23 protein-coding genes and 1 pseudogene are annotated in these 26,509 nt (G+C 61.4%); 9 read left to right on the plus strand and 15 right to left on the minus strand.

The annotated features are described in order from the left end of the window. Positions 1-12 precede the first annotated feature (12 nt). The 3 genes from AC1ECN_RS06385 to AC1ECN_RS06395 all read left to right on the plus strand — a co-directional run bounded on the left by AC1ECN_RS06385 (position 13) and on the right by AC1ECN_RS06395 (position 3,540). Complete coding sequence (locus tag AC1ECN_RS06385) at positions 13-789, plus strand: SDR family oxidoreductase (RefSeq protein WP_024320084.1); 777 nt, start codon at positions 13-15, stop codon at positions 787-789. A 163-nt stretch (positions 790-952) separates the two neighbouring features. Beyond that, complete coding sequence (locus AC1ECN_RS06390) at positions 953-2,152, plus strand: MFS transporter (RefSeq protein WP_075225683.1); 1,200 nt, start codon at positions 953-955, stop codon at positions 2,150-2,152. 185 nt (positions 2,153-2,337) lie between these two features. Continuing rightward, entirely contained in the window at positions 2,338-3,540 is a 1,203-nt protein-coding gene (locus tag AC1ECN_RS06395) for an ROK family transcriptional regulator (protein WP_024320086.1), read from the plus strand. Between the two features lie 37 nt (positions 3,541-3,577). Here the strand turns inward: AC1ECN_RS06395 and AC1ECN_RS06400 are convergent, their stop codons facing one another. After that, complete coding sequence (locus AC1ECN_RS06400; RefSeq protein WP_024320087.1) at positions 3,578-4,492, minus strand: DMT family transporter; 915 nt, start codon at positions 4,490-4,492, stop codon at positions 3,578-3,580. A gap of 154 nt (positions 4,493-4,646) precedes the next feature. Between AC1ECN_RS06400 and AC1ECN_RS06405 the strand changes: the two genes are divergently transcribed. After that, a complete protein-coding gene (locus AC1ECN_RS06405; protein WP_477952528.1) occupies positions 4,647-5,510 on the plus strand; it encodes a helix-turn-helix domain-containing protein in 864 nt (287 codons plus the stop codon). Positions 5,511-5,622: 112 nt separating this feature from the next. Here AC1ECN_RS06405 and AC1ECN_RS06410 read toward each other — a convergent pair. Both AC1ECN_RS06410 and AC1ECN_RS06415 read right to left on the minus strand, forming a co-directional pair. Beyond that, positions 5,623-6,624 (minus strand): annotated as a pseudogene (locus AC1ECN_RS06410) (NADP-dependent oxidoreductase). 49 nt (positions 6,625-6,673) lie between these two features. Continuing rightward, complete coding sequence (locus tag AC1ECN_RS06415) at positions 6,674-7,489, minus strand: oxidoreductase (RefSeq protein WP_130673969.1); 816 nt, start codon at positions 7,487-7,489, stop codon at positions 6,674-6,676. Between the two features lie 90 nt (positions 7,490-7,579). Between AC1ECN_RS06415 and AC1ECN_RS06420 the strand changes: the two genes are divergently transcribed. Then, positions 7,580-8,044 carry a winged helix-turn-helix transcriptional regulator gene (locus tag AC1ECN_RS06420; RefSeq protein WP_113547755.1) on the plus strand — a complete coding sequence of 155 codons (465 nt, stop codon included), beginning with the start codon at positions 7,580-7,582 and terminating at the stop codon, positions 8,042-8,044. A 58-nt stretch (positions 8,045-8,102) separates the two neighbouring features. Here AC1ECN_RS06420 and AC1ECN_RS06425 read toward each other — a convergent pair whose 3' ends face one another. Genes AC1ECN_RS06425 through AC1ECN_RS06455 form a run of 7 tightly spaced genes read right to left on the minus strand, consistent with a single transcriptional unit; the run spans position 8,103 to position 15,991 of the window. Next, entirely contained in the window at positions 8,103-10,124 is a 2,022-nt protein-coding gene (locus AC1ECN_RS06425; protein ID WP_165586516.1) for a beta-N-acetylhexosaminidase, read from the minus strand. A gap of 55 nt (positions 10,125-10,179) precedes the next feature. Continuing rightward, complete coding sequence (locus AC1ECN_RS06430; RefSeq protein ID WP_130673967.1) at positions 10,180-10,650, minus strand: GNAT family N-acetyltransferase; 471 nt, start codon at positions 10,648-10,650, stop codon at positions 10,180-10,182. Between the two features lie 11 nt (positions 10,651-10,661). Continuing rightward, entirely contained in the window at positions 10,662-11,588 is a 927-nt protein-coding gene (locus AC1ECN_RS06435; protein WP_130726354.1) for an ABC transporter ATP-binding protein, read from the minus strand. Next, positions 11,585-12,400: an ABC transporter ATP-binding protein gene (locus AC1ECN_RS06440; RefSeq protein ID WP_130673965.1), complete on the minus strand. Its 816-nt coding sequence runs from the start codon at positions 12,398-12,400 to the stop codon at positions 11,585-11,587. Before AC1ECN_RS06440 ends, AC1ECN_RS06435 begins: the two co-directional genes overlap by 4 nt. After that, on the minus strand, positions 12,397-13,299 hold the full coding sequence (locus AC1ECN_RS06445; RefSeq protein ID WP_130673964.1) for an ABC transporter permease: 903 nt from the start codon (positions 13,297-13,299) through the stop codon (positions 12,397-12,399). The genes AC1ECN_RS06440 and AC1ECN_RS06445 overlap by 4 nt, the downstream gene beginning before the upstream one ends. Then, positions 13,299-14,279, minus strand: a complete 981-nt coding sequence (locus tag AC1ECN_RS06450) for an ABC transporter permease (RefSeq protein WP_018485852.1) — start codon at positions 14,277-14,279, stop codon at positions 13,299-13,301. Before AC1ECN_RS06450 ends, AC1ECN_RS06445 begins: the two co-directional genes overlap by 1 nt. A gap of 20 nt (positions 14,280-14,299) precedes the next feature. Further along, positions 14,300-15,991 carry an ABC transporter substrate-binding protein gene (locus AC1ECN_RS06455; RefSeq protein WP_477952518.1) on the minus strand — a complete coding sequence of 564 codons (1,692 nt, stop codon included), beginning with the start codon at positions 15,989-15,991 and terminating at the stop codon, positions 14,300-14,302. Between the two features lie 297 nt (positions 15,992-16,288). Between AC1ECN_RS06455 and AC1ECN_RS06460 the strand changes: the two genes are divergently transcribed. The 3 genes from AC1ECN_RS06460 (at position 16,289) to AC1ECN_RS06470 (ending at position 22,367) form a co-directional block, all read left to right on the plus strand. Beyond that, the gene (locus tag AC1ECN_RS06460) at positions 16,289-17,197 is read left to right on the plus strand and encodes a flagellin N-terminal helical domain-containing protein (protein ID WP_165586518.1); all 909 of its coding nucleotides are present in this window, start codon (positions 16,289-16,291) and stop codon (positions 17,195-17,197) included. Between the two features lie 267 nt (positions 17,198-17,464). Beyond that, the gene (locus tag AC1ECN_RS06465; protein WP_130673961.1) at positions 17,465-19,006 is read left to right on the plus strand and encodes a DHA2 family efflux MFS transporter permease subunit; all 1,542 of its coding nucleotides are present in this window, start codon (positions 17,465-17,467) and stop codon (positions 19,004-19,006) included. Positions 19,007-19,079: 73 nt separating this feature from the next. Then, positions 19,080-22,367, plus strand: coding sequence for a GH36-type glycosyl hydrolase domain-containing protein (locus tag AC1ECN_RS06470; protein WP_477952520.1), 3,288 nt, complete (start codon positions 19,080-19,082; stop codon positions 22,365-22,367). A gap of 31 nt (positions 22,368-22,398) precedes the next feature. On the opposite strand, the gene AC1ECN_RS06475 is transcribed toward AC1ECN_RS06470, so the two are convergent. The 3 genes from AC1ECN_RS06475 to kduI all read right to left on the minus strand — a co-directional run bounded on the left by AC1ECN_RS06475 (position 22,399) and on the right by kduI (position 25,052). After that, on the minus strand, positions 22,399-23,139 hold the full coding sequence (locus tag AC1ECN_RS06475; RefSeq protein WP_477952522.1) for a FadR/GntR family transcriptional regulator: 741 nt from the start codon (positions 23,137-23,139) through the stop codon (positions 22,399-22,401). A gap of 315 nt (positions 23,140-23,454) precedes the next feature. After that, a complete protein-coding gene (gene kduD, locus AC1ECN_RS06480; RefSeq protein ID WP_024320101.1) occupies positions 23,455-24,219 on the minus strand; it encodes a 2-dehydro-3-deoxy-D-gluconate 5-dehydrogenase KduD in 765 nt (254 codons plus the stop codon). Then, positions 24,216-25,052: a 5-dehydro-4-deoxy-D-glucuronate isomerase gene (gene kduI, locus AC1ECN_RS06485; RefSeq protein WP_130673959.1), complete on the minus strand. Its 837-nt coding sequence runs from the start codon at positions 25,050-25,052 to the stop codon at positions 24,216-24,218. The genes kduD and kduI overlap by 4 nt, the downstream gene beginning before the upstream one ends. Positions 25,053-25,265: 213 nt before the next feature. Between kduI and AC1ECN_RS06490 the strand changes: the two genes are divergently transcribed. Continuing rightward, positions 25,266-25,526: a hypothetical protein gene (locus tag AC1ECN_RS06490; RefSeq protein ID WP_130673958.1), complete on the plus strand. Its 261-nt coding sequence runs from the start codon at positions 25,266-25,268 to the stop codon at positions 25,524-25,526. Between the two features lie 151 nt (positions 25,527-25,677). Here the strand turns inward: AC1ECN_RS06490 and AC1ECN_RS06495 are convergent, their stop codons facing one another. Both AC1ECN_RS06495 and AC1ECN_RS06500 read right to left on the minus strand, forming a co-directional pair. After that, positions 25,678-25,824 (minus strand): DUF1127 domain-containing protein, encoded by a 147-nt coding sequence (locus tag AC1ECN_RS06495; protein WP_003548073.1) that lies wholly within the window; start codon positions 25,822-25,824, stop codon positions 25,678-25,680. A gap of 167 nt (positions 25,825-25,991) precedes the next feature. Next, positions 25,992-26,509: 3'-5' exonuclease (locus AC1ECN_RS06500; RefSeq protein ID WP_477952524.1), on the minus strand; the 518-nt coding region annotated here is incomplete at its 5' end.

The following is a 26,509-nucleotide window of genomic DNA, read 5'->3' on the forward strand; positions in this document are numbered from 1 at the left end:
GAGCGACAGAAAATGACGCAATCGATAGCCATCGTTACCGGCGCTGCAGGCGATATCGGCGCGGCGATCGCCGCACGGCTCGCCGATGACCACGACATCGTGTTGCTCGCCGACATCGATGCGGAGGCTGCGGCTGCCGTGGCATTGAAGCTCGGGCCGGGCAATCGCTTCGTCGCCGTCCAATGCGATGTGACCAGCGAGACGAGCATTGCCGAATTGGCAAGACGCGCCGCCGACGTCGGCGTGGTTCGAACCCTGGTCAACAATGCCGGTGCTGCCCGCGCCACCAGCCTGCACGACACGACGCCCGAGATCTGGCGGGCGGACGTTGCGCTTAATCTCGAAGCGGCATTCTTATGTTTCCGCGCATTCGAGCCCATGCTGACGGTTTCCAAGGGTTCCGTCGTCAACATCGCCTCGGTCAACGGCATGCATGTCTTCGGACACCCGGCCTATAGCGCCGCCAAGGCAGGCCTTCTGCATTTCACCCGGCTGGTCGCCGTGGAATACGGCAAGTTCGGGATCCGGTCCAACGCCGTCGCACCCGGCACGGTGAAGACGCAGGCCTGGGAAGCCCGTGCGAGCGCCAATCCCAACGTTTTCGAGGAAGCACGCCGCTGGTATCCGCTACAGCGGGTCGTCGATCCGAAAGATGTTGCCAATGCCGTGGCCTTCCTCGCCGGTCCCCAGGCCGCCTCTATCACCGGCGTCTGCCTGCCTGTCGACTGCGGCCTCACGGCAGGCCAGGCCGAGCTCGCGCGAACCTTCTCGCAATCGGAACACTACTGAAATCCGGAGCGGTTCAACTTTTCATGGAACCGCAGAACCGCTCTAACTTTTCGTTTTTACGCAATTCCGGACGAAAAACCGCTTCGCACTTTTCCTGGAATTGCTCCAGAGGAAGACGAGAGGAGCAGGTTGTGAAGCCGGCTTACTTCTGATCGATGACCGCATGAGCCGACTTTTTCCCGACGTCTTCCGTAATCCGGCGATCCGCGCCAGCATGATCGCTATTTTCACCTTCGGAATGGCGGGGGCGATGACGGCTCCCTATCGTTCGGTCGTGGGTATCCGCGAATTGGGCTTGAGCGACGGCCTCTATTCCTTCCTGAGTTTCCTCTCCGCGGCGGTGAACGTCGTCATCAGCATTCTGCTCGGCAATCTCGCCGACCGGTTGGGCGAGTACCGGTCGACGATGATCGGCGCCTGCCTGTTCGGCATCGTCGGCTACGGCATGGTCTACGCCTTTCCCAGCGCCGCCGTCTTCGTCATCGCCGGCTTGCTGCCCCTGCCGATCTACGGGGCGCTGAACTCGCTGCTATTTGCCAATGCGCGCGCGGCGATGCACGGCATGAACCGAAGCGACATGGTGACGGCCAACTCCGGCGTACGCGCCATGATCTCGCTGTCCTGGGTGTTGATCCCCGGCATCACCGGCCTGGTTCTCTCGGGCGCATCGAGCATGCTGCCGGCCTACCTCTTTGCCAGCATCTCATGTCTGCTCTGCCAGGGGATCATCGTCTTCGCCCTGCCGAAGCGGACGGGAACGGAGATGGCAGCAGTTCATCATCTCAGCTATCTCGGCGCGCTTCGCCAGGTGGTTTCGCCGCGCATCTCGGCGCATATTTGTGGGGTAGCGCTGATTACCAGCACGCTGCATCTCAATGACGCCCTTCTGCCGTTGATCGCCACCGGTGCTGCTCATGGTTCGCTGAGCGACGTCGGCATTCTTGTCGGCATCGTCGCATTGCTGGAAGTCGTCTTCATCATCGTCTGGTCGCGGATCGCACGGAAGGCCGGCCAGATGACGGCGCTTGCCGCCGGCACCATCATCTATGCCGTGTTCCTCAGCCTTCTCGGCTTTGCCTCTGAGCCGTGGCACCTCTATGCGCTCACCCTGCTTGCTGGCATCGGAGCGTCGGCGATCATCACCATTCCGATCACCTATCTGCAGGATCTGATCGCCGACCGGCCGGGCCTCGGCAGCGCACTGATCTCCGTCAATATCTTTGCCAGCGCCGGGATCGGCGCGCTGGTCTTTGCCGCCGGCACCTATGTGACTGGCTATTCGGGAACCGCGATCCTGAGCGCCGTCACCGGATTGTCGGGGATCGCGATCATCGGCCTCTTGCATAGGGGCAAAGCCCGCTAAGCGCGTCGCGATCGTTCGGATTCGCTTGTCGCGCTTTAGGTCTTTGTTCTTACGCATGTCGTTGTCGCAAAACCGCAGCACAGTTTTGCGCGACATGCTTTCGTCCAGGGACGTGGTGAAGAATGTGGCTTTCATCGGTGTTCGTCTTGTGACAAGGGTGATGCTGCATTTCCTTTGAAGGCGACATGAAGGCAATCTCCGGCACGAATCTCGAGCAGGCCAAGTCTCACAACCGGCGTGTGGTGATCGAGGCTGTCCGCACGAATGGTCCCTTGTCGCGCGCGGCGATCGCCCGGATGACGGCGCTGACTGCCCAGACCGTATCGAACATCGTCGAGGAGCTGGAGCGATCGCACCTTCTCGTTCCGGCCGAGGCGCAGAAGCTGGCGCGCGGCCAGCCGATCATCCCCTACTCCATCAATCCACGCGGCGCCTATTCGATCGGCCTCGAACTTGGTCGCCAGCGCGCCAGCGGCGTTCTGACGGATCTCTCCGGCGCCGTCTGCGCACGCATCGAGCGCCACGTCGAACATCCCGATCCGCAACGGGCGATGCCGGCTCTCCAGTCCATCGTCGAGGATCTTCAGCAGGCCTTCGCATTCGACCGGAACAGGTTGCTCGGCGTCGGGATGGCCCTGCCCGGCCGCTATGCYGATGGCGGCACCACGTCGCTCAGTCCGCTGAACCTGCCCGGCTGGCAGGGTTTTCCCGTCGGGCATGAGCTGGAACAGCGGGTAAAGGTGCCGGTGCTTGTCGAAAACGACGCGACGGCAGCGGCGATCGGCGAGCGCCTGCATGGCGTCGCCCGCGGTTTGGGCAGCTTCGTCTATCTGTTCCTCGCCGGCGGCGGCGGCATCGGCGCCGGGATGTTCCTCGACGGTCACCTCTACAAGGGCAGCCGCAACAATGCCGGCGAGATCGGTCACATCATCGTCGAACCGCATGGCAAGCTCTGCAGTTGCGGCAAGCGCGGCTGTCTGGATCGCTACATCTCGCCGGCCGTTGCCTACGAATTCATGGGCATTGCCAACGCCGAGGAGCTGTCGCCCGACGATCTCGATGCGCTGATCGCCAAGGGCGGCGAAGGTCTCGATACCTGGCTGGATCAGGCCGTCCAACCGCTGCGGCAGACCCTCGATTTTCTGGAACTGGCCTTCGACCCGCAGACCATCGTGCTTGGCGGCAGCATATCGACATCGCTGATGCTTCGGCTTGCAGAGCGGCTGGAGCCGCTGCACACCCCGATCGATCCCAACCAGCAGCGGACGGTGCCTCGCGTCATGATCGGCATGACCGGCAAGGATACGGCAATTCTCGGCGCCGCCGCCCTGCCGATCTTTTCCGAAACCAATCCGCGCTTCGACGTGCTGCAAAAGCCGCTCGGCTAGCACATCTCAGCCCGGGAGGATTGCCTGGGCCGGCCCCTCATCCGCCTGCCGGCAGCCTCGCATCTGACTGCGGCGGGCGACGGGCCAGAGGTCGCGCAAAGATGACCACGTTGCCGAGAAGCGTCAGCGCCAGGCCGATCAGGCCCAGACCGGTCCAGTGGTAGCCCTCGAAGACCGTCGACAACGACAGGGCGACGATCGGGAACAAGACGGTGGCATAGGCAGCGCGTGAGGAGCCGATGCGCGACACCAGCATGAGGTAGGTTGTGAAGCCGATCACCGATCCGATTGCCGCGAGATAGAGCATGGCGGCAAGATAGGTGATGTTGGGCGGTGCGACGATCGGCGTTTGCGTCACGGCAATCAGGACGAGGAGGACGATCGCGCCATAGGTCATGCCCCAGGCATTGGCCGTCAGCGGTGAGATTCCAACCGCGCTGTTTCGACGCGATGCCATATTGCCCAGCGAGAAGAACAGCGTGCCAAGCGCTGCGAGCCCGATCCCTTTCAACGTGCCCATATCGAAATCGACGACAACGTCCTGTCCGAAAAGGAGGAGAAGGCCGGTTGCTCCGAGCGCCGCTGCGAGAAGCGTGCGGCCGGTAATGCGGTCGCCGAAGAAGAGACGCGCATTGACGGCATTGTAGATCGTTGCGAGCGAGAAGATCACGGAGATCAGCCCGGACGGGATAGAGGCGGCGGCGTTGTAGAAGCAGATGAAATTGAGGCTGAACAGGCAGAGCGCTTGCGCAAGGATGAAAGGCTGATCGCGCAAGGCAGGCAGCTTGAGCCGCCGCATGACGGCCAGGATGGTGACGAGGATCACTGCTGCGACCGCAAATCTGTAAAAGACCGAGACCAAGACCGGCACGGGACCGACCTGCATCGCAATGGCGATCCAAGTCGTCCCCCATATAAGGACGGTGGCGATGAAGAGAGCGGCATTTGCCATGGAGTGATCCTCGTTTTCCCGACCAATAGGCGAACCGCGAGCAGGTCTCTTGCAGATTCTTGCTATGAAATCGATTTGCCCGGACTTCCGGCTCGCCAGGCAGCTCGTCCGCCGGTATTGTTCGCGCGGCATGGTCAGGTGTGGGGAAGAATTGGTGAAATATAGTCACCCCTCGGTTTTCAGGTTTTTGTCCGCATCTCCCACTGCGCGGATGTCACAGTCCATCGATTTGGGGTTCGGGCGATCAGCTGCCATCTGGAGCAATGCACACGACAGGATGAGCTATCAGCGACCGAACGGTCATACGTTCAGTCTTTATCTCAGGGGCGGCGCCGGAACGCGTCGTCTGGATGGCAGCCCCGCCGCTCGCGGCCGTCCAGGAGTCCTGTGCATCATGCCACAGGAGCACTCGTCCGAATGGGAAATCACCGACTTCTCCCAATTCGTCCATCTCTATGTTCCCGATGATGAGATGCGCCGGATGTTTGCGGAGACGTTTGACCGCGATGCTCGGCTCATGGTTCTTCCCGAAGTGACCTTCGCAGATGCACCCGCCTTGGCGCGCACGCTTCGGCAGATGACCCAAGCGATCGTGGCGGGCAGTCATCTGCAGGCTGAAGAAGCGATGGCACAGACGATCAACGATTTCTTCGTTGATCCGCGTTATGGCGGGATGCGTCCCTGCGCGATCAGCGGCGGGCTCGCTCCTCATGTGCGGCGCCGGAGTCTGGAGTATATCGAGGCCAATCTCGGTGAGACAATCCGCTTGCAGGATCTGGCGGCGATCGGGCAGCTCAGCGCCTTTCATTTTCAGCGGATGTTCCGGGCAAGTTATGGTGTGTCCCCACATGGCTGGGTGGCTCACCGGCGTATCGAGCGCGCCAAATCGATGTTATCAGGCATGGACCCGATCGCGCAGATCGCTTCGGCCYGCGGCTTTAGCAGCCAGAGCCACATGACACGGGCATTCAAGTTGGGCACAGGCGTCACACCCTCTGCCTACCGGCAACGACAGTGAAACCCGTCGCTCGACAGCACTTCTCCTTTCCGAAACCAATCCGTGCTTCGACGTCCTGCAAAGCCGCTCGGCTAAACCGAGGGCTATTCCGGGCTATTCAGCCTTCCAGACCTCACTTCACCGCGATGACGACCTTGCCCTTCGCGCGTCCCGTTTCCACATAATCCAGCGCCTCGTTGGTCTTCTCGAACGGGAAGGTCCGGTCGATGACGGGGCGGATGGCGCCCGCCTCGATCAGCGAGGTGATTTTGCCGAGTTGCGCGCCGTTTGCCGTCATGAAGAGGAAGGAATAGCCGATCCCCCGGCGTTTCGATTTCCGCCTGATGCCTAAACTCAAGAAACGCATGACCTGCTGCAGCAGCCAGCCGAAGCCGTTTTCCCGGGCGAAATCGGGATCGGGCGGACCTGATATCGAGATCAGCTTGCCGCCCGGCTTCAGGACGGCGAGCGATTTCTCCAGCGTCTCCTTGCCGAGGCTGTTCAGCACGACGTCACAGCCCTTCAGCACCTTTTCGAAGTCGTCCTTCTTGTAGTCGACCACCACGTCGGCGCCGAGGCTTTTCACCAGATCGATATTTGCCGTGCTCACGGTCGTCGCCACATGGGCGCCGAGATGTTTGGCAAGCTGGATCGCGATGGTGCCGACGCCGCCGGAGCCCGCATGGATCAGCACCCTCTGGCCTTTCTGCAGCTTGGCGCGCTCGACCAGTGCCTGCCATGCGGTCAGCGCCACAAGCGGAATGGATGCGGCCTCTTCCATACTGAGATTGGCGGGCTTCAGGGCGATATCGGCAGCGTCGATGGCGATATACTCGGCGAAGGTGCCGATGCGATCTTTGCCGGGACGCGCATAGACCGCGTCGCCGGGTTTGAATTGCCGGACATTGGCGCCGACCCGGACCACGACACCAGCGACATCATTGCCGAGCACCAACGGAAGCCGGTAAGGCAGGATCAGCTTGAATTCTCCGTCCCGGATCTAGGCATCCAGCGGGTTCACGCTGGCGGCATGGATCTCGACCATGACGTCATTCTCGCGTAGCTGCGGTTCAGGGCTCTGGCCGAGCCTGAGGGCGCCGCCTTTCTTGTAGCGATCGATCAGGAATGCTTTCATGAGGGCGAACTTTCGTTTTGTGATGAGCCGACAATGCGGCAAGCCAGGATCAACCGGGAAGTTTGTTAAATTTCCGGAGGCTCTTATCGACGAAGGATTCGGGCAGGAAGCGGCGGATGAAACGCACCTGTCCTGCAGCCTTCCCGGCTGTGTAGCGTCTCTTCGGCGATGGCGTATTGGCAGCCCGGATGACGGTTGCGGCGACCACCTCGGGCGCATCGCCTTTTGAGACGATTTCGCGCATCAGCTTCTCCGCATCGGTGCGCACTGCATCATAGACCGCAAGCGGCCGGTCGGGGCGCGTGATGTTCTCCTCGAAGGAGGTGCGGGTGACGCCTGGTTCGACGAGCACGACGCGGATACCCTGTGTGCGCACTTCATGGTCGAGGGATTCCGAATAACCTTCGATCGCGTGTTTGGTCGCTGCGTAAAGCGCGTTGAACGGCGCCGGGATCAGCCCGAGGATCGAGCTCAAGTTGACGATCCGGCCGCTGCGCTGCCGCCGCATCACCGGCAGCACTGCATTGGTCATGCGCATCGTGCCGAAGACGTTGACGTCGAACACGGCTTTGGCCTGCGCCGTCGTCGATTCCTCGGCGCCGCCGAGCAGGCCGATCCCGGCATTATTGACGAGAAGATCGATCCGTCCCGTGCGTTTCAGAACCTCGTCGACGACGTTCTGCACGGATTGATCGTCGATGACGTCGCAGACCAGCATGGTGATCCCGTCGGCAGTGTCGGCCATCGGCTTTCGGCTGGTGCCGAACACACGGTAACCGTTGCGCCTCAGCGCCTTCGCCGTCACCAGCCCGATGCCGGAGGAAGCCCCGGTGACCAGGGCAATGCCGCGTTCTCTCTTGCTCATTGACGTCTGCCTTCGTTTTTGTCGTGGAACATCCATGCGCATTCTGTTACTATCAAAAAGATAGCAAGTCACTACTAAAAAGATATCGACATGAAGAATCTTTCCGAACAGCCCTGCCTGATCGCCCGCAGCCTGGCGCTCGTCGGCGATGCGTGGAGCATGCTGATCATGCGCGACGCCCATGCGGGACTGACCCGCTTCGATGAATTTCGCAAAAGCCTCGGCATCGTCCCGACAATGCTGACCGGGCGGCTGTCATCGCTGACCGAGGAAGGATTGCTGGAAAAGCGTCGCTATTCCGAGCGTCCGCCGCGCGACGAATATGTGCTGACGGAAGCCGGCCGCGACTTTCTGCCGGTGCTGTTTGCAATCGGCGCCTGGGGCCGCAAGCATCGCAGCGGCGGTGCAGTCACCCGTTTCTTCGACGCCGAGACCGGAACGGAGATCGATCCCCTCACCATCGACCGCGCGACCGGCGCGGAAATTGGAACCCGTCCTATTCGTATCGCCGCACCCGAATGCGAGCTGCCCGCGGCACCTGACAACTCCCCTTGAAAGCGATGTCAGTATCCCCCGCCATCACCGCCTCCGGCGATGGCAAGGGTGATCCTCGCTACGACTGCTGCAGCCCGTAGAGCAGCGGCATCAGTCCGGCCAGCGCCCTGAAGCGCTCCCACGACTTGGATGACGGCTTCGTCCAGCCCGTTTCGGCAAGTGCGGAAATGCGCGGAAAGACGAGGCGGTCGAAAACGGCCCGATCCGTCATCGGCTCGGACCAGATGCAGGCCTGGATGCCGAGGAGTTTCTGTTTCTGCGCTGCCGTCCAGCCGCCGATGGGGTCGAAATTGTAGAGCTTCTCCGCGTCGGAGGTGCCTGCCCAGCTGGCGCCGGGCTCGTCCCAGTCGGGCCTGAGCGCCATGTCGAGGTAGTAGACTTGTCCCGGGCAGACGACGATTTCGTAGCCGCGCTCGGCAAGTTCGGCCGAGACCTCGACATTGCGCCAGCTGCAGAGATAGCTCTTTGATTTGTCGATGACATCGCCGTGGGCCGCCTCTTCCCAGCCGCCGGTGATGCAGCCCTTGCTCGCAAGGAAGCGCTGGACACGGTTCAGGAACTCCGCCTGCAGGATGGCGGCACCCGAGCCGTGGATGTCGTCGGCACCGTGGGTATTGGTCACGACGTTCAGCCGCTTGGCATGCGCATCGGCAACCTCGTCGCCCGCGACGCGACGCAGGCGCTCGAGCGCTTCCGGCGAGCCGGACCATGCGCCGAGCGGAACTTCGTCGGCGCCGAGATGGATGGTCTTGAACGGAAAGAGCTCGATGAGTTCCAAGAGGATCGTCTCGATGATCTCATAGGTCTTCTCGCGGGCCGGATTGATGCAATTGTCGGGAAAGCCCTGAACTGAATAGTAGCTGCCGACCTCGGCTGGATCACGCAACTCCGGGATCGCCTGCAGCATGGCGTAGCAATGGCCGGGGACGTCGATCTCCGGCACGATCTCCACGCCGAAGCTCTTGGCCTGGGCGACGATCTCGCGGATGGCAGCCTTGGTGTAATAACCGCCGGTGCGGGCCGGGCTCGAACCGAGCAGCGGCGGAACGGCAAGACCGTGGCCGCGCCAGGCACCGACCGCGGTCAAATCAGGATAGGCGTCGATCTCGACGCGCCATGCTTCATCGTCGGAAAGGTGCCAGTGGAAGCGGTTGAGCTTGTTCCAGGCAAGCACCGCCACCAGCTTCTTGACCTCGGCCGCACCGTAGAACTGGCGGGCAACGTCGAGGTGCAGGCCGCGCCAGCCCATTGACGGCTCATCGACGATCTCGCCGGAAGCCGGAAACTGGAAGACCTCGGGATGCAGCCTTGCACCGCGCCAGATCTGGCCGAGCGTGACGAGGCCGTAGAGGAAGCCGGTCTGGCTGCTTGCCTCGATCGTGATCGTCTCACCCTCGAAGCTCAGCCGATAGGCCTCCGGCCCGAGCCCGGCGGCATCCTTCAGGGCAACCGGAACCGCGCCTTCCGCCTCGCTCCGCACGATGCCTTCGACGGCGAAGAGATGCCCGACCAGCGCTGCGAAGCCGCGTGCTGCCGCCTCCCCTGCAGCGCTCTGCGCCTGCGGCGCAAAACCGGCCGGGAGCGGACGTCGGGAAGTGACGGATATATGGTTCGGCCAGGGGATGATCGACACCTGAACAGGTGCATTGACGGGAACCGGATAGATCTCGGCGCCACGCTTCAATGGCGCGTTGCTGACCGAAGATCGCGTCGGCTCGATGGTGAGCACGATCGTGCTGCCGTCGGAAAGCGCGAGATAGCCGCTCGTCGCGCCGTCCGTCCAGTGGCGGAACTGCCAGCTCAGCGCGTAGACCGATATCGTCCACGTCTCGCCGGCGCCGAGAACGAAATTGGCCGGCGGCTGGAATTCGGTGAAATTCGACAGCCGCTGCGAAACCGTGGCGCCTTCGACGCGCCCGGCCGGATCGACACGACCCGGGCCGCTCACGCACAGCGAGAAATTCGAAAGCGGCTCGGTGCCGAGGTTCTTGAGGCGCAGGACGTAGGAAAACTCCTTACCATCAGCAGGCGGRTTCCAAAGGGTTTCAAGCCGCAGGGTTTTCGGTCGTGATGTGGACATTGTCACTCTTTCCTTTTGAAGATCTGGCCCTTTTGACGATCGGGCCTTTTGAAAATCAGCTCTTGAGCATTCCGGCGTAAATGCCGGGAGCGGAATTGGGGATCGGCACGGCTCCGACCGCCTTTTCGTAAAAGGCAGAGGGGCCGACGTCGCCGATGATCGCATAGGCATAGCCCATCGCTTTCAGGTCGTTCAGGCTGGCAAAAAGCAATGCCCGGCCGATGCCGAGCCCGCGAAGGCCTTCGTCGACGCCGGTCGGTCCGAAGAAGCCGCGCGCCGTGGCTTCATGGCAGGAAAAACCGACGAGCTTCTGCTCGCGTGTGGCGATGAAACAGCTCGGCGGCTGGCGGGTCATCGCGACGGAGGCCTCGCTTGCCCATCCCTGACCGAATTGTTCTGCGATCCAGCCGGTGATCAGCCGGAATTCCGGCGGCAGGGCCCGGCGGATCGTCACACCCTCGCCGGCCATTCGTTCGGCCGATTGCTTGTCTTGCGGCAGGGTGGAGAGGTTGACGAGATAATCCACTTTGCCATCCTTCAGCTGGAAACGCCGAGTGCGCGCATGAAATGGTTGGAGCCGACCTGCTCGATGACAGTCGATTCAGGACGGCTGAGCGAACGTACCTTTTCCGCCTGTTCGAGGAAACGCGCGCTTCCGCCGGTCACGAAGGGTCTGCTGCCATCCGGAACGGCTGAAAGCAGCAATTTTGTATAGGGATGGCGCGGATCGGACAGAACCGTATCGGTGTCGCCCCATTCGACCATCTGGCCGGCGAACATGACGACGATCTCTTCGGCCACGTGCGCTGCCGTTGCGATGTCGTGGGTGATATAGAGCATGGCAAGGTCGTTTTCGCGTTTCACTGTCGCGAGCAGATGGAGAATGTCCTTGCGGATGGAGACATCGAGCATCGAGGTCGGCTCATCGGCCACCAGCACGCTCGGCGCAACGGCTAGCGCCCGCGCGATATTCACCCGCTGCCGCTGGCCGCCCGAGAGCTCATGCGGGAATTTCTGCCTGGTCAAATCGGGCTCCAGCCCGACGCTTGTCAGCAGGCGGGCAATCTCTTCGGCAAGATCCGTCCTGGAGCCGCTCTGCCGATGCAATTGCAGCGGCCGCGCCAGATGATGGCTGACCGTAAAGGCCGGGTTGAGCGACGAGAACGGATCCTGGAAGACCATCTGTACCGCCCTGCGGTACTGATGCTCATCCTTCGCCTCGCCGCGGGCGGTCAGATCCTGCCCGCGGAAAAACAGCCTGCCGCCCGTCGGCTTGTCCAAGCGCGCAATGATGCGGGCGCAGGTCGTCTTGCCGCAGCCGGATTCGCCGACCAGCGCCAATGCCCGACCGGGAAAAAGCGAGAAGGACACACCTTTCAACGCGTGTACCGGGCCGAAATTACGCTGGATATTTTCGAGCCGGACCACGGCGTCGGTGACAACAGGATTTGCCTCCGCCTTCATGCCAAGACTCCCGAGTGATGCGGATTGCCTGGAAGCTGGGGAATGGCATTCCAAAGCTTGCGGGTGTAATCGTGCAGCGGCGCCTCTGCGACCTGGCGCACGTCTCCCACTTCGACGAGTTCGCCCTTCAGCATGACGCCGATGCGCTGGCAGAGCTGCGCCATCAGATGCAGGTCATGGGTGATGAAGAGCACCGAGAAACCATAGGTCCGCTGCAGATCGACGACCTGCTCGAGGATCTCCCGCTGCACAACCACGTCGAGGGCGGTCGTCGGCTCGTCCATGATGATAAGCTCGGGCCTCAGCGCCAGGCAGATGGCGATGACGATGCGCTGGCGCATGCCGCCGGAGAACTGGTGCGGGTAATCGCCGATGCGATGTGTGGGAATGCCGACAAGGCGGAACATCTCCTTAGCCCGAGTCCTTGATTCCTCATGTGAGCAACCGGTGTGCCGGCGCAGAACGTCATGGAACTGCGCCTCGACCCGCATCAGCGGATTGAGCGAATTCATCGCGCTCTGGAAGACCATGCCGATGCGCTTCCAGCGGATTGTCTGCAACTCGCGTTCCGGCAGCCTCAGGAGATCCTGTCCGTCGAGCCTTATGCTGCCGCCGCTGATCCAGGCGGGTGCCTTGGAAAGACGGGTGATGGCATAGGCAATCGTGCTCTTGCCGCAGCCGGATTCGCCGGCGAGCCCGAAGATCTCGCCGCGGCCGATATTGAAAGAGACCTCCTTCACGGCGCGGAACTCTCCCTTGTCGACGAGGTAGTCGACGTTGAGCTTGTCGATTTCCAGAAGATTGTCGCTCATCGGCCGAGCTCCAGTTCCCGGTTGCGGGCGCGGGTGAGACGGAACCAGCGGGTCAGCGCCGGGCCGGAGCGAAGCTGCGGGTTGGCGATCTCGTCGAAGGTGAAATTCAAAAGCGCAAGGCCAAGCCCCGTCACCGCGATGCCGAGCGCCGGCACGCCGACATCCCACCATGCGCCGACCATGATTGCCGAAGAATTCTGGGCATTGTAGAGCATCGTGCCCCAGGAGACTTTCAGGGGATCGCCGAAGCCGAGATATTCAAGCGTCGTCTGGGCAACGATGGCGTAGATGATGCTGCCGACGAGATTGATGCCGATCAGCGTCGTCAGGTTCGGCAGGATTTCCACGAAGATGATACGCCAGGCCGGCTCTCCGATCATCTGGGAGGCCGTGACGAAATCGCGATTGCGAAGCGCCATCGTCTGCGACCGCGTCATGCGGGCGCCCCAGGGCCAGGAGGTCAGCGCGATGATCGTCATGATGGTCATCGGCCCCACGGTGCCGGCGAAGGAGGCGAGCAGGATCAAAAGCGGCATGTTCGGGATGACCAGGACGGCATTGGTCGCAAGGTCGAGCACCGCATCGGTTCTGCCTCCGACATAACCGGCGATGAGGCCGATGGCCGTGCCGAGAACGGTGATGGCAATGCCCGTGGCAAAACCGACGGAGAGCGAGCTGCGAGCGCCCCAGACGAACTGGCGATAGACATCCCGCCCCATCTTCGTCGTGCCCATGACATGTTCGATCGACGGTGGCTGATGCGAGCGACCGACACGCGCGCCGGGCTCGCCGGGCGCAACGACCGGCGCAAACAGCGCCATCAGCCACAGGACCGCAATGATGACGAGGCCGGCCAGCGCCTTCTTCTGGTTGAGGACAGACCTTAGCCCGAAGTTCATTAGACCGCCTCCCGCAATCTCGGATCGACGAGCCCGTAGATGATGTCGACGAGGAAATTGGCGCCGAGCGTTGCGAGCGTCATCAGCAGCAACTGTCCCTGGATGACGGGGTAATCGCGGGCGATGCTCGCGGTATAAAGCGTTAGCCCCAATCCGGGATAGTTGAAGACGATCTCGGTGACGATCGAACCGCCGAAGACGGCGCCGAGCATCAGCGCCAGGTTGGTCAAAACGGGAAGCATGGCATTGCGCGCGCCGTAGCCGAACATGACCTGAAGGTGGCTGAGCCCCTTGGCACGGCCCATGGTCACGTAATCTTCGCCGAGCACCGAGATCATCGACGAGCGCATCGTCGTCTGGAATTCGCCGATCAGGAATGGCGAAAGCGTCAGGACCGGCAGGATGGCATGCATGAACACGCTGCCAACGAAGGTGAAATTGAAGGCGGGATCGAGGTTCGGATCATAGGCGTAGCCGACCGGAAACCAGCGCAGCGAGACCGCAAAGACGAACAGCGTCGTCAGCGCCACGATAACGGGCGGCACCGAAATCATGATCACGGAAAGCGGCGAGACGATCGTGTCAAAGCGCCCGCCGCGGCGCCAGGCCGAAACCGCGCCCAGCACGACGCCGACGCAGAGCGAAAAGATGATCGCGGTGGTGACAAGGAAGACCGTCCAGAGCGTCGAGCGGCCGAGAACCTGGGCGACGGTCTGGGGGTAGTATTTGACCGAGACGCCGAGATCGAGGGTCGCCAACCCCTTCACGTAATCGACGAATTGCCAAAGCATCGGCTGGTCGACCGCGCCGAAGCGCGCTTTGATCGCCTCGATCGCGGCCGGTGTTGCCCGCGGGCCGAGTTGGGCAACCATGGCATCGACGGGGCTCCCCGGCATAAGCCGGGGAAGAATGAAGTTCACGACGATCGCAAACGCCAAGGCGACTGCATAGACGCCGAGGCGCCGGCTCGAAACACGCATGTCTGCACCTCCCGCGAGGTTTATTGGACCGGGGTGAGGCGCAGCAGATGCATCAGGCGCATGCGGTTATTGTCATGATCCTCCGGATTCATGACGGGATCCTTGTCGGTGACCCAGCCGGTGAAGCGCTTGCTCGAGAACTGATACCAGGTCGGCCCGTTGAAGACAGGCACAACGGGGAAGTCGTCGGCGACCAGCAGCTGGATGTCGTTGAAGATCTTCTTGTGATCGTCCTCCGACGTCGCCTTCAGATACTGATCGAAAAGGGCGTCMAGCTTCGGGTTCGAATAGCGCGAGGGCGCGCCGGTTATGCGCCCGCCATAGGCGGTCGAAAGGTTCTGGTAATAGCCGCGGAACGGCGTTGCGGCATCGGCGCGGGAGTTCATGACGACCTCGAAGCTGCCGTCGAGGATCTGCTTGCGCCACTGCTCATATTCGGGCGTGGTGACGGATGCGTTGATGCCGGCGGCACGCAGTCCTTCGACGGCGATCTGAACGGCGTCGATCCAGTCCGTCCAGCCATTCGGAACGATGATCGGGAAGGCGATCGGCTTGCCGCTCGGCGTCGCGCGGAAGCCGTCGGCACCCTTCTTGTAGCCGGCATCATCGAGAATCTTGTTGGCTTTCTCCGTATCGAAGCCCATGAAGGCATCCTTGTCGCCCTCGGCATCCTTGTTGTGCCAGCTCTCAAAACGCGGCGGCAGGCCGGACGCATGCTCATTGACGACGGGATAGCCGAAGCCCGCGATATCGACCATCGACGTGCGGTCCATGGCAAGGCTGAAGGCATGGCGGAAGTTCAGGTCCTTGTAGGCTTCGAGGTTGCCTTCATTGCCGCTCTTGAAGTTCATCTGGAAGGCGACGGTCTCGGCCGGCGGCTGCCAATAGCCGTTATGATCCGGATCGAGGGCAACGAAGGTCTTGTCGATTTGCGGAATGAAGGAGCCGATCCAATCCATGTTGCCTTCCGGCAGGATGGCAAGCATCTGGTCGTTGCCGGAGATCTGCGGCAGCCTGAGGCAATCGACATGCAGCGAGGCGGCATCCCAGTAGTTCGGGTTGCGGCATTGCTCGTAGACCTGCGGCGTAAACCGGCGCAGCTCCGTCATCGGCCCGGAACCGACCGGCTTCTCGTTCTTGAAGGCGACCGGATCGGAAACGTCCTTCCAGACATGCTCGGGAACGACGGCGAGGTCGGCAAGCGATTCCGGGAAATCGGAGTTCACGGCCTTCAGATTGATCTTGACCTCGGTCGCCGACGGCGCCTCGACGGAGGCAACGGTCTCTCCGACGCCGACAGTGTCGAGCGCGGCGTTCTTCAGCATCAGATCGATGGTGTATTTCATGTCGGCCGAGGTCAGCGGCTGCCCGTCGGACCATTTGACGCCGGGACGAAGCTCGTAGGTGATCGACTTCATGTCATCGGAGAATTTATAGCTGGTCGCCAGGCGAAACACTGGTTTGCCGCCATCCTCGGCATTGAAGATCACCAGGGGCTCGTAGATGAAATCCATCGTGCTCTGCCGGCGGCCGGCAAGGTCGAACGGATTGAAGTTCTGAACCCAGCTGCTCTGCTCCTCGATATGCATCGTCAGCACCGACTCTGYGGCTGCACCACCCGTCCCAAAAACGACGAGCGCCGTCAGAGCGGTTGCCGCCGCAAAGCCAGCGCGGATGGAATCGTTGCGGATTGCACTCTTGCTCAATCTCATTCCATCGTTCCCCTTGAAGTCAATCAAATTGATTTAATATTGATAGTCAGTTTCCTGCCGACACGTCAATTGGCGATCTCAAACTTTTTGCACCGGCCTCCGGGCCGGCTATCTGTGTTGTTTTGTAAGGATAATTCCGGCGTTAATAATTAATGTACCCCTAAGTACCGTAATTATTTCAACGATGGCGAATCGACCTGCTCGAACATTGGTCGATAAGCATGAGGCTGCTCGCCACGGCCGGGATGTCACCCGGGATGCAACACATTCAACTTCTAAGAGCGGGTCGAATTTCCCATGACGAGCATCAATACGAACAATTCAGCGATGTCTGCCCTTCAGACGCTGCGTAGCATCAACTCCAATCTCGAAACGACACAGAATAGTGTTTCTACCGGTTATCGGGTCGATACAGCATCCGATAACGCCGCTTACTGGTCGATCGCAACCACGATGCGGTCCGACAACAAGGCGCTCTCCGCCGTGTCCGACGCCCTTGGCCTCGGCGCAGCAAAGGTCGATACTGCCTATACGGCCATGGACAATGCGATCGACGTCGTCGACGAGATCAAATCCAAGCTCGTCGCAGCGACCGAAGACGGTGTCGACAAGTCCAAGGTCCAGGAAGAAATCAGTCAGCTTCAGGAACAGCTGCTGAGCATTGCCCAGTCGGCGTCATTCTCGGGTGAAAACTGGGTCGCCGGCGCGGATGGCACGAAAAGTGTCGTATCGTCCTTCGTTCGCGACGGCTCCGGCGCCGTTTCCGTTAAAATGACGGAATACGCTGTGGATACCAGCTCAACGGGCAATGTGTTGTTCGGCATGAGCAGCGGGACGATCGATACCGCGTCCGGCATCCTCGGAACGGTGGATGCAAACGGCGATTCCGTCTATTCGCTTGATATCACCGACTTCACCACCGGTCAGATCCAGTCGGCGCTGTCGACCATCGAATCCGCACTGTCGGCAATGACCTCCGCCGGTGCGCAACTCGGTTCGATCTCGACGCGCATCGATCTGCAGGAAGACTTCGTCGGTGCGCTTTCCGATTCGATCGACTCGGGTGTGGGCCGGCTGGTCGATGCCGACATGGAGGAGGAGTCGAGCAAACTCTCCGCCTTGCAAACACAACAGCAGCTTGCGATCCAGTCGCTATCGATCGCCAATTCGTCGTCCCAGAATATCCTGTCGCTCTTCCGCAGCTAAGCGCAGGTCAGATAGGACGCTCGGACCAAATCCGTTGATCACACGATCGAGCCTGGCCTTCCCGGTCAGGCTCGATCGCGTTCAGCTCACTCCTGCAAATTTGTGCCGGCGGGTCCCTATCGCTTCCGTCCTCATCCGAACTATGGTGTCGCGATCGGCGAAATCGCGGTTCACATCTGAGCCATGCTGTCCGTCGTCTCGATCGCAACCACGATCGGCCTTAGTCTTCGCACCCGAGGCGGAGAACGCAGCGCGCGGGATCATCGCATGTCGGAACGACTTGAATCTGCCCGTCCTGACGAAACGCCCGCCATCGTCTGGCTCGGCTTCATGGCGATGTGCGTCGGCATGTTCATGGCGATCCTCGACGTCCAGGTGGTAGCGACATCGTTGCCGACCATCCAGTCCGCGCTCGGCATCGGTCCGGATCAGATGAGCTGGATACAGACGGCCTATCTCATCGCCGAAGTGGTGGCGATCCCGCTCACCGGCTTCTTGACCCGGTTGCTGACGATGCGGTGGCTGTTCGTTACCGCCATCAGCCTGTTCGTCGCAGCCTCCGCCGGCTGTGCGGCGAGCAGCAGCTTCGGTGAGTTGGTAGCCTGGCGGGTGCTGCAGGGTTTTTCCGGAGGAACGCTGATCCCATCGGTTTTTTCAGCCGTGTTCATCCTGTTCCCGAACGAGCGGCAGGCGCTTGCAACGACGATTGCCGGCGTTCTTGCGGTGCTGGCACCGACCGTCGGACCGATCGTCGGCGGATGGCTGACTGAGACCTATTCCTGGCACTGGCTGTTCCTGATCAACATCATCCCCGGTATCGTCTCGGCAATCCTGGCGGCACGGTCCCTGCCGCGGCAGGCGACCGATCTGTCCGAACTCAGGCATCTCGATGGCCTGTCGCTTCTGCTGATGGCAAGCGCATTGACGAGCCTGGAACTCAGCCTGAAAGAGGCGCCGACGAGCGGCTGGATCTCGGCTTATGTCCTCAGCCTGCTAACGGTCTGCCTTGCATCGGGAGGCGTCTTCGTCTGGCGAACGCTGCGCAGAAACCGGCCGATCGTCGATCTTGGCAATTTCGGCGATCGGAACTTTCTCGTCGGCTCCGTCTTGAGCTTCGTCCTCGGTATCGGCCTCTTCGGCTCGGTCTATCTCATGCCGGTCTTTCTCGCTTTCATCAGGGGACATGACGCGCTTGAGATCGGCATGACGATGCTGGTCACCGGCATCGCGCAGCTGGTCACGGCGCCGATTGCGGTCGCGCTGGAGAAGCGTATGGATGCGCGGCTGCTGTCGGCTGCCGGTTTCGCGCTATTTGCGATCGGTGTCGGGATGAGCGCGTTTGAGGATCCTCGCACGGACTATGACGCGATGTTCTGGCCGCAGGTCGTGCGCGGCGTCGCCATCATGTTCTGCCTGCTGCCGCCGACGCGGTTGGCGCTCGGCACACTTCCGGCAGATCGCATTCCCGATGCGAGCGGTCTTTTCAACCTGATGCGCAATCTCGGCGGGGCCATCGGCATCGCGCTGATCGACACCATCATCTACACGCGCTCGGAACCGCTCGGACAAGCCCTTTGGACCCGTCTTCAAACCGGCGACATCGAGGCTGCGACATTCGCAGGCGCACCTCTTCAGACCATATCGGGGCATAGCGGCAGCTTCGATGCGGATACGACGGCGCTACTCGATCCGCTGGTCCAGACAGCGGCAAGCGTCCAGGCGATCAACGAAGCCTGGATGATCGTCGCCGCCTTGACCGGCTGCGCCCTGCTCTGCGTGCCCTTTGCAAAGCGGCCGGCGCCGACATGAAAGTGATTAAGATTTCTCTCAATCATTTTGCGCCATCCTCCTTCCCCTCTGAAGCCAATCCACGAGATCCACCATGCCCTCGGACCTTAATCGCAATTTCCCAATGCCCCGACGCGAACAGCTTGGCCTCGTCACGATCAACAACGGTTCCGGCCTGTCGATATCGGCCCTGCCGAACGGCACGCTGTTTGCCATCGAATATGCCGACGCTCTGGGATCGGTGCAGATCAACCAGATCCAGGGCTCGCCGCTCGTCGGCGGCATCGGTCGCCTCTATCTGCGCGTTGGCGGCGCGAAACCTGACGTCGTCGAGATTGTCGGGCCTCGCGCGAATGGCAGTTTCGGGCACGATGCGACGACCCTCTCCTGGAGCGGCAAGACCCGGCATCTCAGCTATAACGTCCGCCTCGAACTCCATCCTGTCGAAACAGCCTGGTTCTGGCGTGTGTCAGTCCAGCATCTGAAGGATGGAACACTGCCGGTCGATCTGGTGCTGATCCAGGATATCGGCCTCGGTGACCGGGGCTTCCTGATGAACAGCGAAGCCTATGCCTCTCAATATGTCGATCATCACATCGCCGATCATCAGACGTTCGGTCCCGTCGTGATGAACCGGCAAAATCTCAAGCAGTCGGGTGCCCGCAACCCCTGGCTCGCGCAAGGCTGCCGCGATGGGGCGGCTGCCTATGCCACGGATGCGATCCAGCTGGTGCAGGCGAGCGACCGCCTCGGCGATCTGCTGGTCGGGCCTTTCGACACCAGCCTGCCGAGCAAACGGCGGCAGCAGGAGACGGCATGTCCCGCCATCCAGTCGAGACCGCTCTCCGTGCCGGCAAGCGGGGTGACCGCGACCTTCTTTGCCGTCTTCGCCGTCGATCATCCCGAGGCGTCGAGCGATGCCGATCTTTCGCGGCTCGACGGGCTGGTAACGATAAAAGGTGCAGCAGCCGATATAGCAGAGGCGGCGCCGGTCCGCAGCCTGCTGCAGGATGCCCCTCTGCTGAAGGCCGAGGCGCTTGATAAAAAGGCGATCGGCCAGCTCTATCCGGAGCGGAGCCTGGAAGAGCGCGCTGAGGGAAAGCTGCTTTCGTTTTTCGTGCCGGACGGCGCCTTGAACCGCCATGTCGTGTTGCGCGAAAAGGAACTCCTGGTAGCGCGCCGTCACGGCGCGATCATCAGAAGCGGTGAGAATATGCTGCTCGACGATGCGACGCTTGCCGCGACCTGCTGGATGCAGGGCATATTCGCGGCCCAGGTGACGATCGGCAATACCTCCTTTCACAAGCTCTTTTCGGTCTCCCGTGACCCCTACAATCTGACGCGCGCCAGCGGGCTGCGCATCATGGCGGATGTCGGCGCCGGCTGGCAGCTTCTGGCGGTGCCGTCGGCTTTCGAAATGGGGCTCAGCGATTGCCGCTGGATCTATCGCCTCCCCGAATGCACGATCATCGTGTCGGCGGTCGCCTCCGGCGAGGATGCGGCGATGCAGTGGACCATCTCCGTCGAGGGCAAGCCCTGTCGCTTCCTGGTGTTCGGTCACATCGTGCTTGGCGAGCGCGAATATGACGCAGGTGGGCAGATCGAATTCGACACGCCAGGCAAACGCATGCTTTTCCGGCCGGACCCGGCCTGGCTCTGGGGCGAGCGTTATCCCGATGCCGGCTATTGGCTGGTGAGTTCGACGCCCGATGCCATCGATGAGATCGGCGGCGACGAACTGCTCTACAGTGATGGGATTGCGCGCAACGGCGCCTTCGTCGCGCTCAGATCCCGGCCGACACAGGCGCTCTCTTTCGCCGTCGTCGGCTCGATGACCGATGCGGCGGAAGCCGAACGACTGGCGCAGCGTTATGAGGCCGGCGTCACCGATGAAGCCATGCTTGCACCGGCATCAAAATTCTGGCGGAACGCCGTGCGCGGCATAACGATCGGCAGCACCTCGCCCGACCTTGCCGCGCAGACGACCCTGCTGCCCTGGCTTGCGCATGACGCGATCGTGCATCTGAGCGTACCGCACGGCCTCGAGCAATATACGGGTGCGGCCTGGGGCACACGCGACGCCTGCCAGGGCCCGATCGAATTCCTGCTCGCCTATGAGCATGACCGCGAGGCCAAGGAGGTGCTGAAGACCGTCTTCAGCGAACAATACCTTGACAAAGGCGACTGGCCGCAATGGTTCATGCTGGAGCCCTATGCCAACATCCGGGCAGGCGATAGTCACGGCGACATCGTCGTCTGGCCGCTGAAGGCGCTCTGCGACTATATCGAAGCGACCGGCGATCTTGCCATTCTCGACGAGAAAGTCTCCTGGCGCGATGAAAAGACGATGGCCAGGGCGCCGGAGCCCGACACCATTGCGATCCATGTCGAAAAGCTGCTCGATACCGTTCGCGAAGCCTTCATCCCGGGAACGCATCTGATCCGCTATGGCGAGGGAGACTGGAACGATTCCCTGCAGCCGGCCGATCCGCATCTGCGCGACTGGATGGTCAGCAGTTGGACCGTTGCCCTGCTCTACGAGCAGATCGTCCGTTATTCCGCGATCCTGCGCCGCCTCGGTCATGGCAACAAGGCCAAGGGCTTGAGGAAGATCGCAACGGCGATGCGCCGGGATTTCAACCGCCATCTCGTGCGTGACGGCGTCGTTGCCGGCTACGGTATCTTCGATCCCAGCCATGACGGCGTCGAATTGCTGCTGCACCCGAGCGACCAGCGCACCGGCCTGCATTTTTCGCTGATCTCGATGACGCAGGCGATGCTTGGCGGGCTGTTCACGCCGGCTCAGAGAGGCGATCATATGAAGCTGATCGAAGATCATCTGCTGTTCCCCGACGGCGTGCGGCTGATGGAGAAGCCCGCGACCTATGCCGGCGGCCCCGAGACGCTGTTTCGCCGCGCCGAATCCTCCTCCTTCTTCGGTCGCGAGATCGGGCTGATGTATGTGCATGCGCATCTGCGCTACTGCGAAACGCTGGCGCTGGAGGCCGACGCGGAAGAGCTCTGGAAGGCGATCGCCGTCGTCAATCCGATTTCAGTCACATCAGCGCTGCCGCATGCATCGCTGCGCCAGCGCAATACCTATTTCAGCAGCAGCGATGCAGCGTTTCATGACCGTTATCAGGCAACGGCCGAATGGGAGCGCGTCAAGGCGGGAGAGATCGCCGTCGACGGTGGATGGCGCATCTATTCAAGCGGCCCCGGGCTCTACACCAGAAGCTTCGTCGAAAATATCCTGGGCTTCAAACGGCGCTTCGGTCGGCGTAAACGCAAACCGCTTCTTCCCGCGATCCACGCCTCCGCCGATCTGCACAGCGACCATGCCGCCTGGCGGCGGCTGATGAAGCCGAAGCTTGAGGTGTGACGCGTGTGCGCGCGCCCCGCGCACTGCGGCATTATGCGGTAGCGTCGCGCAGCTCCTCGAAGCGTGCGGCACTTTTCGACAGGTGGCTTCGGATGGCGCGGCGCGCGRCAGGCTCGTCGCGGTCGCGGATTGCCGCGAATATGGCATGGTGTTCCCTGCGCATGCGCRCCGCATGGCGCTTGCGCTCGGTTGATGTCATCTTGTCCAAGCGTGCCCATTGCCGCGGCACCATGATGTTGCCGAACGTGTCGAAGAGGCGGCCGTAATAGGAGTTCTGCGTCGCGACCAGAATGGATCTGTGGAAGGCGTAATCCTCTTGCGCGCCATATCCACCCTCCTCGAGCGCCTTGTCGAGGGCATCGAGACRGTCCTGCATGCGGTCGATATCCTCCTGCGTGCGCCGCAGCGCCGCAAGACCGGCGGCTTCGTATTCGATTCCCATGCGCAGTTCCAGCACGCGCAGAACCTCGTCGATCGACTGCAGGTCGTTCGGAATGATCGAGAAGGATCTGGGCGTCGGATCGTTCGAGACGAAAGCCCCAAGGCCTTGCCGCGTGGTAATCAACCCCTTCGCGCGCAGCGCGGCAAGCGCTTCGCGAACGATCGTCCGGCTGACACCGGTCGCCGTCATGATCGCCTGCTCAGTCGGCAGGCGCTGGCCGGGCTTCAGGTCGCCGGACTCGATTTGCGCCGTCAACATATCGGCAAGGTTGCTGCGCAGGTTCGGCGCCTGCTGAATGGTATTGACGACTGCGTTGTCCCTATCTGCCATCCTGTTTCGAAATCCTGGTGTCGAGGCGGCCGCGCCGACCCCGTTTCCTGTTCGCATTCMGCATCCACGCCGGGCGGCGGGCAGCAGCCCTAGAACAGGATGATTTTAGGCCGGGTCGGCCTAAAATCTGAATCCTGTTCTAAATGTTAGAGCATGATACCGTCCAAAAACCGCTCGCACTTTTCGGCATCATGCTCTAGCGCATAACCCCGAAAACCGGAATCGATTTTCGGGGTTACGCGGAAAATCAAAACGATAGAGCGTCGTTAGCGCGTCTGAAAAGGCGCTCTAGGCCTGATCGGTTGGTGAGACCGATCAGCGCGCCAGCCAACCGCCATCGACAGGCAGCACCGTTCCATGCACGTAGTCGGATGCCGACGATGCCAGGAATACGGCCGCACCGCCGAGTTCGGACGGCGTTCCCCAGCGCCCGGCCGGGATGCGGGCAAGGATGGCGGCACTGCGGTCGGCATCCTCGCGCAGCGCCGTCGTATTGTTGGTGACGAAGTAACCGGGGGCGATGGCGTTGACGTTGACGCCTTTGCCGGCCCATTCGCAGGCAAGCAGCTTGGTCAGTCCAGCGAGGCCACTTTTCGAGGCAGTATAAGACGGGATCCGGATGCCGCCCTGGAAGGATAGCAGCGAGGCGATGTTGATGATCTTGCCCCTGCCCTTGTCGATCATATGGCGGCCGGCTGCCTGCGACAGGAAGAAGGCGGTCTTCAGGTTGACGTCGATCACCGCGTCCCAGTCTTCCTCGGTGAAGTCGAGCGCATCGGCGCGGCGGATGATGCCGGCATTGTTGACGAGGATATCGAGGCCGCCGAAGGTCTGGATGGTCTCAGCGACGATCCCCTTGACCGGCTCGATGCTGGCAAGATCGGCCTTGACGACATGGAAGCGGCTTCCCGCTTCCTTCACCAGCGCTTCGGTTTCGTCCATCGAGGAGCGTCCGACGGCGACGATCGACGCACCGGCCTGCGCCAACGCTGCCGCGATGGCCTGGCCGAGACCGGTATTGGCGCCGGTGACGACGGCGACCCGGCCAGAAAGGTCGAAGGGATTTGCCACGACGCTCACCTCAGATCCGCAATGGCGATATGGTCCATGTCGGTGAAGCTCTTATTGTCGCCGGCCATCGCCCAGATGAAGCTGTAGTTCTTGGTGCCGGCGCCCGAATGGATCGACCAGGGCGGCGAGATGACCGCCTGTTCGTTGGCGACAAGCATATGCCGGGTCTGCTGCGGCTCGCCCATGAAGTGGAACACACGCTGCTCCGCTTCCAGATCGAAATAGAGATAGGCTTCCATGCGGCGGTCATGCGTATGGGCCGGCATTGTGTTCCAGACGCTGCCCGGCTCGATCATGGTGAAACCCAGGGTGAGTTGGCAGGACTGGCAGACTTCCGGATGGATGAACTGGTAGATCGACCGCTTGTTGGCCGTTGCGGCTTCCCCCGGCGTCAGGTGACGGGCTTTTTCGCGGGTGAGCAACACGGTTGGGTGCGCTTGATGCGCCGGCGTCGAGACCAGATAGAACTTTGCCGGATTGGCCGCATCCGCACTCTCGAACCTGATGTCCTTGGCACCCTTGCCGACATAGAGGCAATCATATTTGGCAAGATCGTAGTTCGTGCCGTCGACGATGATGCGGCCGGCGCCGCCGATGTTCAGGGCGCCGAGTTCACGCTCGGCAAGGAAGGTTTCCTGTCCGATTGCCGTCGGCGCGGTCAGCGTCAGCCCGGGGCCGAGCGGCGTCGCGCCGCCGATGACCATCCGGTCGTAATGCGAATATGTCAGCCGGATCTCGCCGCTCGCGAAGACGGTTTCCACCAGAAAGTGACGCCGCAGCGTCTCCGTGTCGAAATCGCGCACGGCCTCGGGATGGGAGGCGTGCCTCACGTCGATCAGCATGTCAATTTTCCTTCCGCTTCATTGTCGCCAGGGGTCGTCGCTATTGCGGAAGCCGATCTTGTCCGGCCTGTTCCACCGCGGCGGTATCCATCCGGTTACATAGTTGTACGACAAGTTTGGTGTCAACAGGTTTGTCGRTGCGCGCTTGAGGAGACGCAAGGCCCGCAAGAGCACGAAAGAAAATCTGGGAATAGATGAGGAGAATTTCCGGAGATGATGACGCCATCATCAAGCGGTGATCGCAAGTGGTCGCTTCGGCGCGGTCCGGAATTTTCTTGGGCCAAAACGAAAAAGCCTGCCGCGGGAGGAGGTGCGGCAGGCTTTCGAAAAAAACCGAACGACAGCTGGGAGGAGGAGTGCTGTCATTCCACAGGCGACCCTGGGAGGAGGATGGGGCGCCTGTACATCGAAGGGATGCGGGAGGAGGTGCATCGCTTCGATACAAATAATCATACTTATTTTTTGCTCAGTTGATAGGCATTTCTTTGCAGGGCAGCTATGCGTTATGCGAAAAGCGGCCGGCTTGATCAGCCTGCTCCATCTGCCGCAGGCACAAAAGCAAAGCGCCCGCTCGGGAGGAAGCAGGCGCTGGCATAGTCTCGAAGATGCTTGGTCTAAGCTGCCGTTAGCGGGCGATGGCTGCGCGGGCGACGTTGCGGATTTCGCTGCGGCCGATGCCGAGGTCGTCCAGTTCGCGTGCGGACATACGACCCAGTTCAGCGACCGTCTGACGATACTTGCGCCAGTTATTAAAAGAGCGTGCTACGTTCATGATGATCCCCTTTCGTGGGCTTTCGAAGCTTAGCTGCCAGTCCTTGGCGCTTCGTTCGCTTCGATGAGTTCTATATAGTATGAGACCCCTGACTATTGCAGCGCCAATGCATCACTGCACCTATGCGGGAATTGCATGGATCATCAAATCTGGTAGCGATTTCCCGATTATGCTTTGAAACGATCGAAGGCCGTCAGCCGCACGATCGGCGGCTCCGCCTCGGCCCAGCGGTAAATATCCGAGCGCAGATAGGAAAGCTCGTCGTCGAGATCCTCTTCGCCGACTTCGATCCACCAGGACTTCAGGCGGCCGTCGCTTCCGTCCGACCAGCGATAACCCCTCGCCTTCAGATGATCCTTCATCTCGAACGGACTGTGTTCGGCAAAGATACGGATGCGTGAGCGCTGGCTGGCGCGGTAAAGCTCGGTGAACGGGCTTTCACCGTCGCGCTGCTCTCGATCGAGGATTTCCAGCAGTGCGTGGCAGTCGTCCACGGCGCGATGGCCTTCGTGGAAATACCCAGCCTGGCCGACGAGATAGCCGAGCTTGGTACCCTCGAAGCCGCGGGCGCTCCAGTCGATCTCCGAAACCGAGCATGCCCAGGCCTTGCCGGTGAAAATCTTTGAGAAAGCCTCGCAGAACGGCCGGTCGAACCCAGCATTATGGGCAATGATCAGATCGGCCG

The sequence above is a fragment of the Rhizobium sp. 01N447_2 genome, assembly GCF_056399245.1.

Excerpts from the sequence above, each read along its gene's own strand:
- AC1ECN_RS06385 (WP_024320084.1), top strand. The coding sequence starts at position 13 with ATGACGCAATCGATAGCCATCGTTACCGGCGCTGCAGGCGATATCGGC.
- AC1ECN_RS06390 (WP_075225683.1), top strand. The coding sequence starts at position 953 with ATGAGCCGACTTTTTCCCGACGTCTTCCGTAATCCGGCGATCCGCGCC.
- AC1ECN_RS06400 (WP_024320087.1), bottom strand. The coding sequence starts at position 4,492 with ATGGCAAATGCCGCTCTCTTCATCGCCACCGTCCTTATATGGGGGACG.
- AC1ECN_RS06415 (WP_130673969.1), bottom strand. The coding sequence starts at position 7,489 with ATGAGCAAGAGAGAACGCGGCATTGCCCTGGTCACCGGGGCTTCCTCC.
- AC1ECN_RS06420 (WP_113547755.1), top strand. The coding sequence starts at position 7,580 with ATGAAGAATCTTTCCGAACAGCCCTGCCTGATCGCCCGCAGCCTGGCG.
- AC1ECN_RS06435 (WP_130726354.1), bottom strand. The coding sequence starts at position 11,588 with ATGAAGGCGGAGGCAAATCCTGTTGTCACCGACGCCGTGGTCCGGCTC.
- AC1ECN_RS06440 (WP_130673965.1), bottom strand. The coding sequence starts at position 12,400 with ATGAGCGACAATCTTCTGGAAATCGACAAGCTCAACGTCGACTACCTC.
- AC1ECN_RS06445 (WP_130673964.1), bottom strand. The coding sequence starts at position 13,299 with ATGAACTTCGGGCTAAGGTCTGTCCTCAACCAGAAGAAGGCGCTGGCC.
- AC1ECN_RS06450 (WP_018485852.1), bottom strand. The coding sequence starts at position 14,279 with ATGCGTGTTTCGAGCCGGCGCCTCGGCGTCTATGCAGTCGCCTTGGCG.
- AC1ECN_RS06460 (WP_165586518.1), top strand. The coding sequence starts at position 16,289 with ATGACGAGCATCAATACGAACAATTCAGCGATGTCTGCCCTTCAGACG.
- AC1ECN_RS06465 (WP_130673961.1), top strand. The coding sequence starts at position 17,465 with ATGTCGGAACGACTTGAATCTGCCCGTCCTGACGAAACGCCCGCCATC.
- AC1ECN_RS06470 (WP_477952520.1), top strand. The coding sequence starts at position 19,080 with ATGCCCTCGGACCTTAATCGCAATTTCCCAATGCCCCGACGCGAACAG.
- kduI (WP_130673959.1), bottom strand. The coding sequence starts at position 25,052 with ATGCTGATCGACGTGAGGCACGCCTCCCATCCCGAGGCCGTGCGCGAT.
- AC1ECN_RS06490 (WP_130673958.1), top strand. The coding sequence starts at position 25,266 with ATGATGACGCCATCATCAAGCGGTGATCGCAAGTGGTCGCTTCGGCGC.
- AC1ECN_RS06495 (WP_003548073.1), bottom strand. The coding sequence starts at position 25,824 with ATGAACGTAGCACGCTCTTTTAATAACTGGCGCAAGTATCGTCAGACG.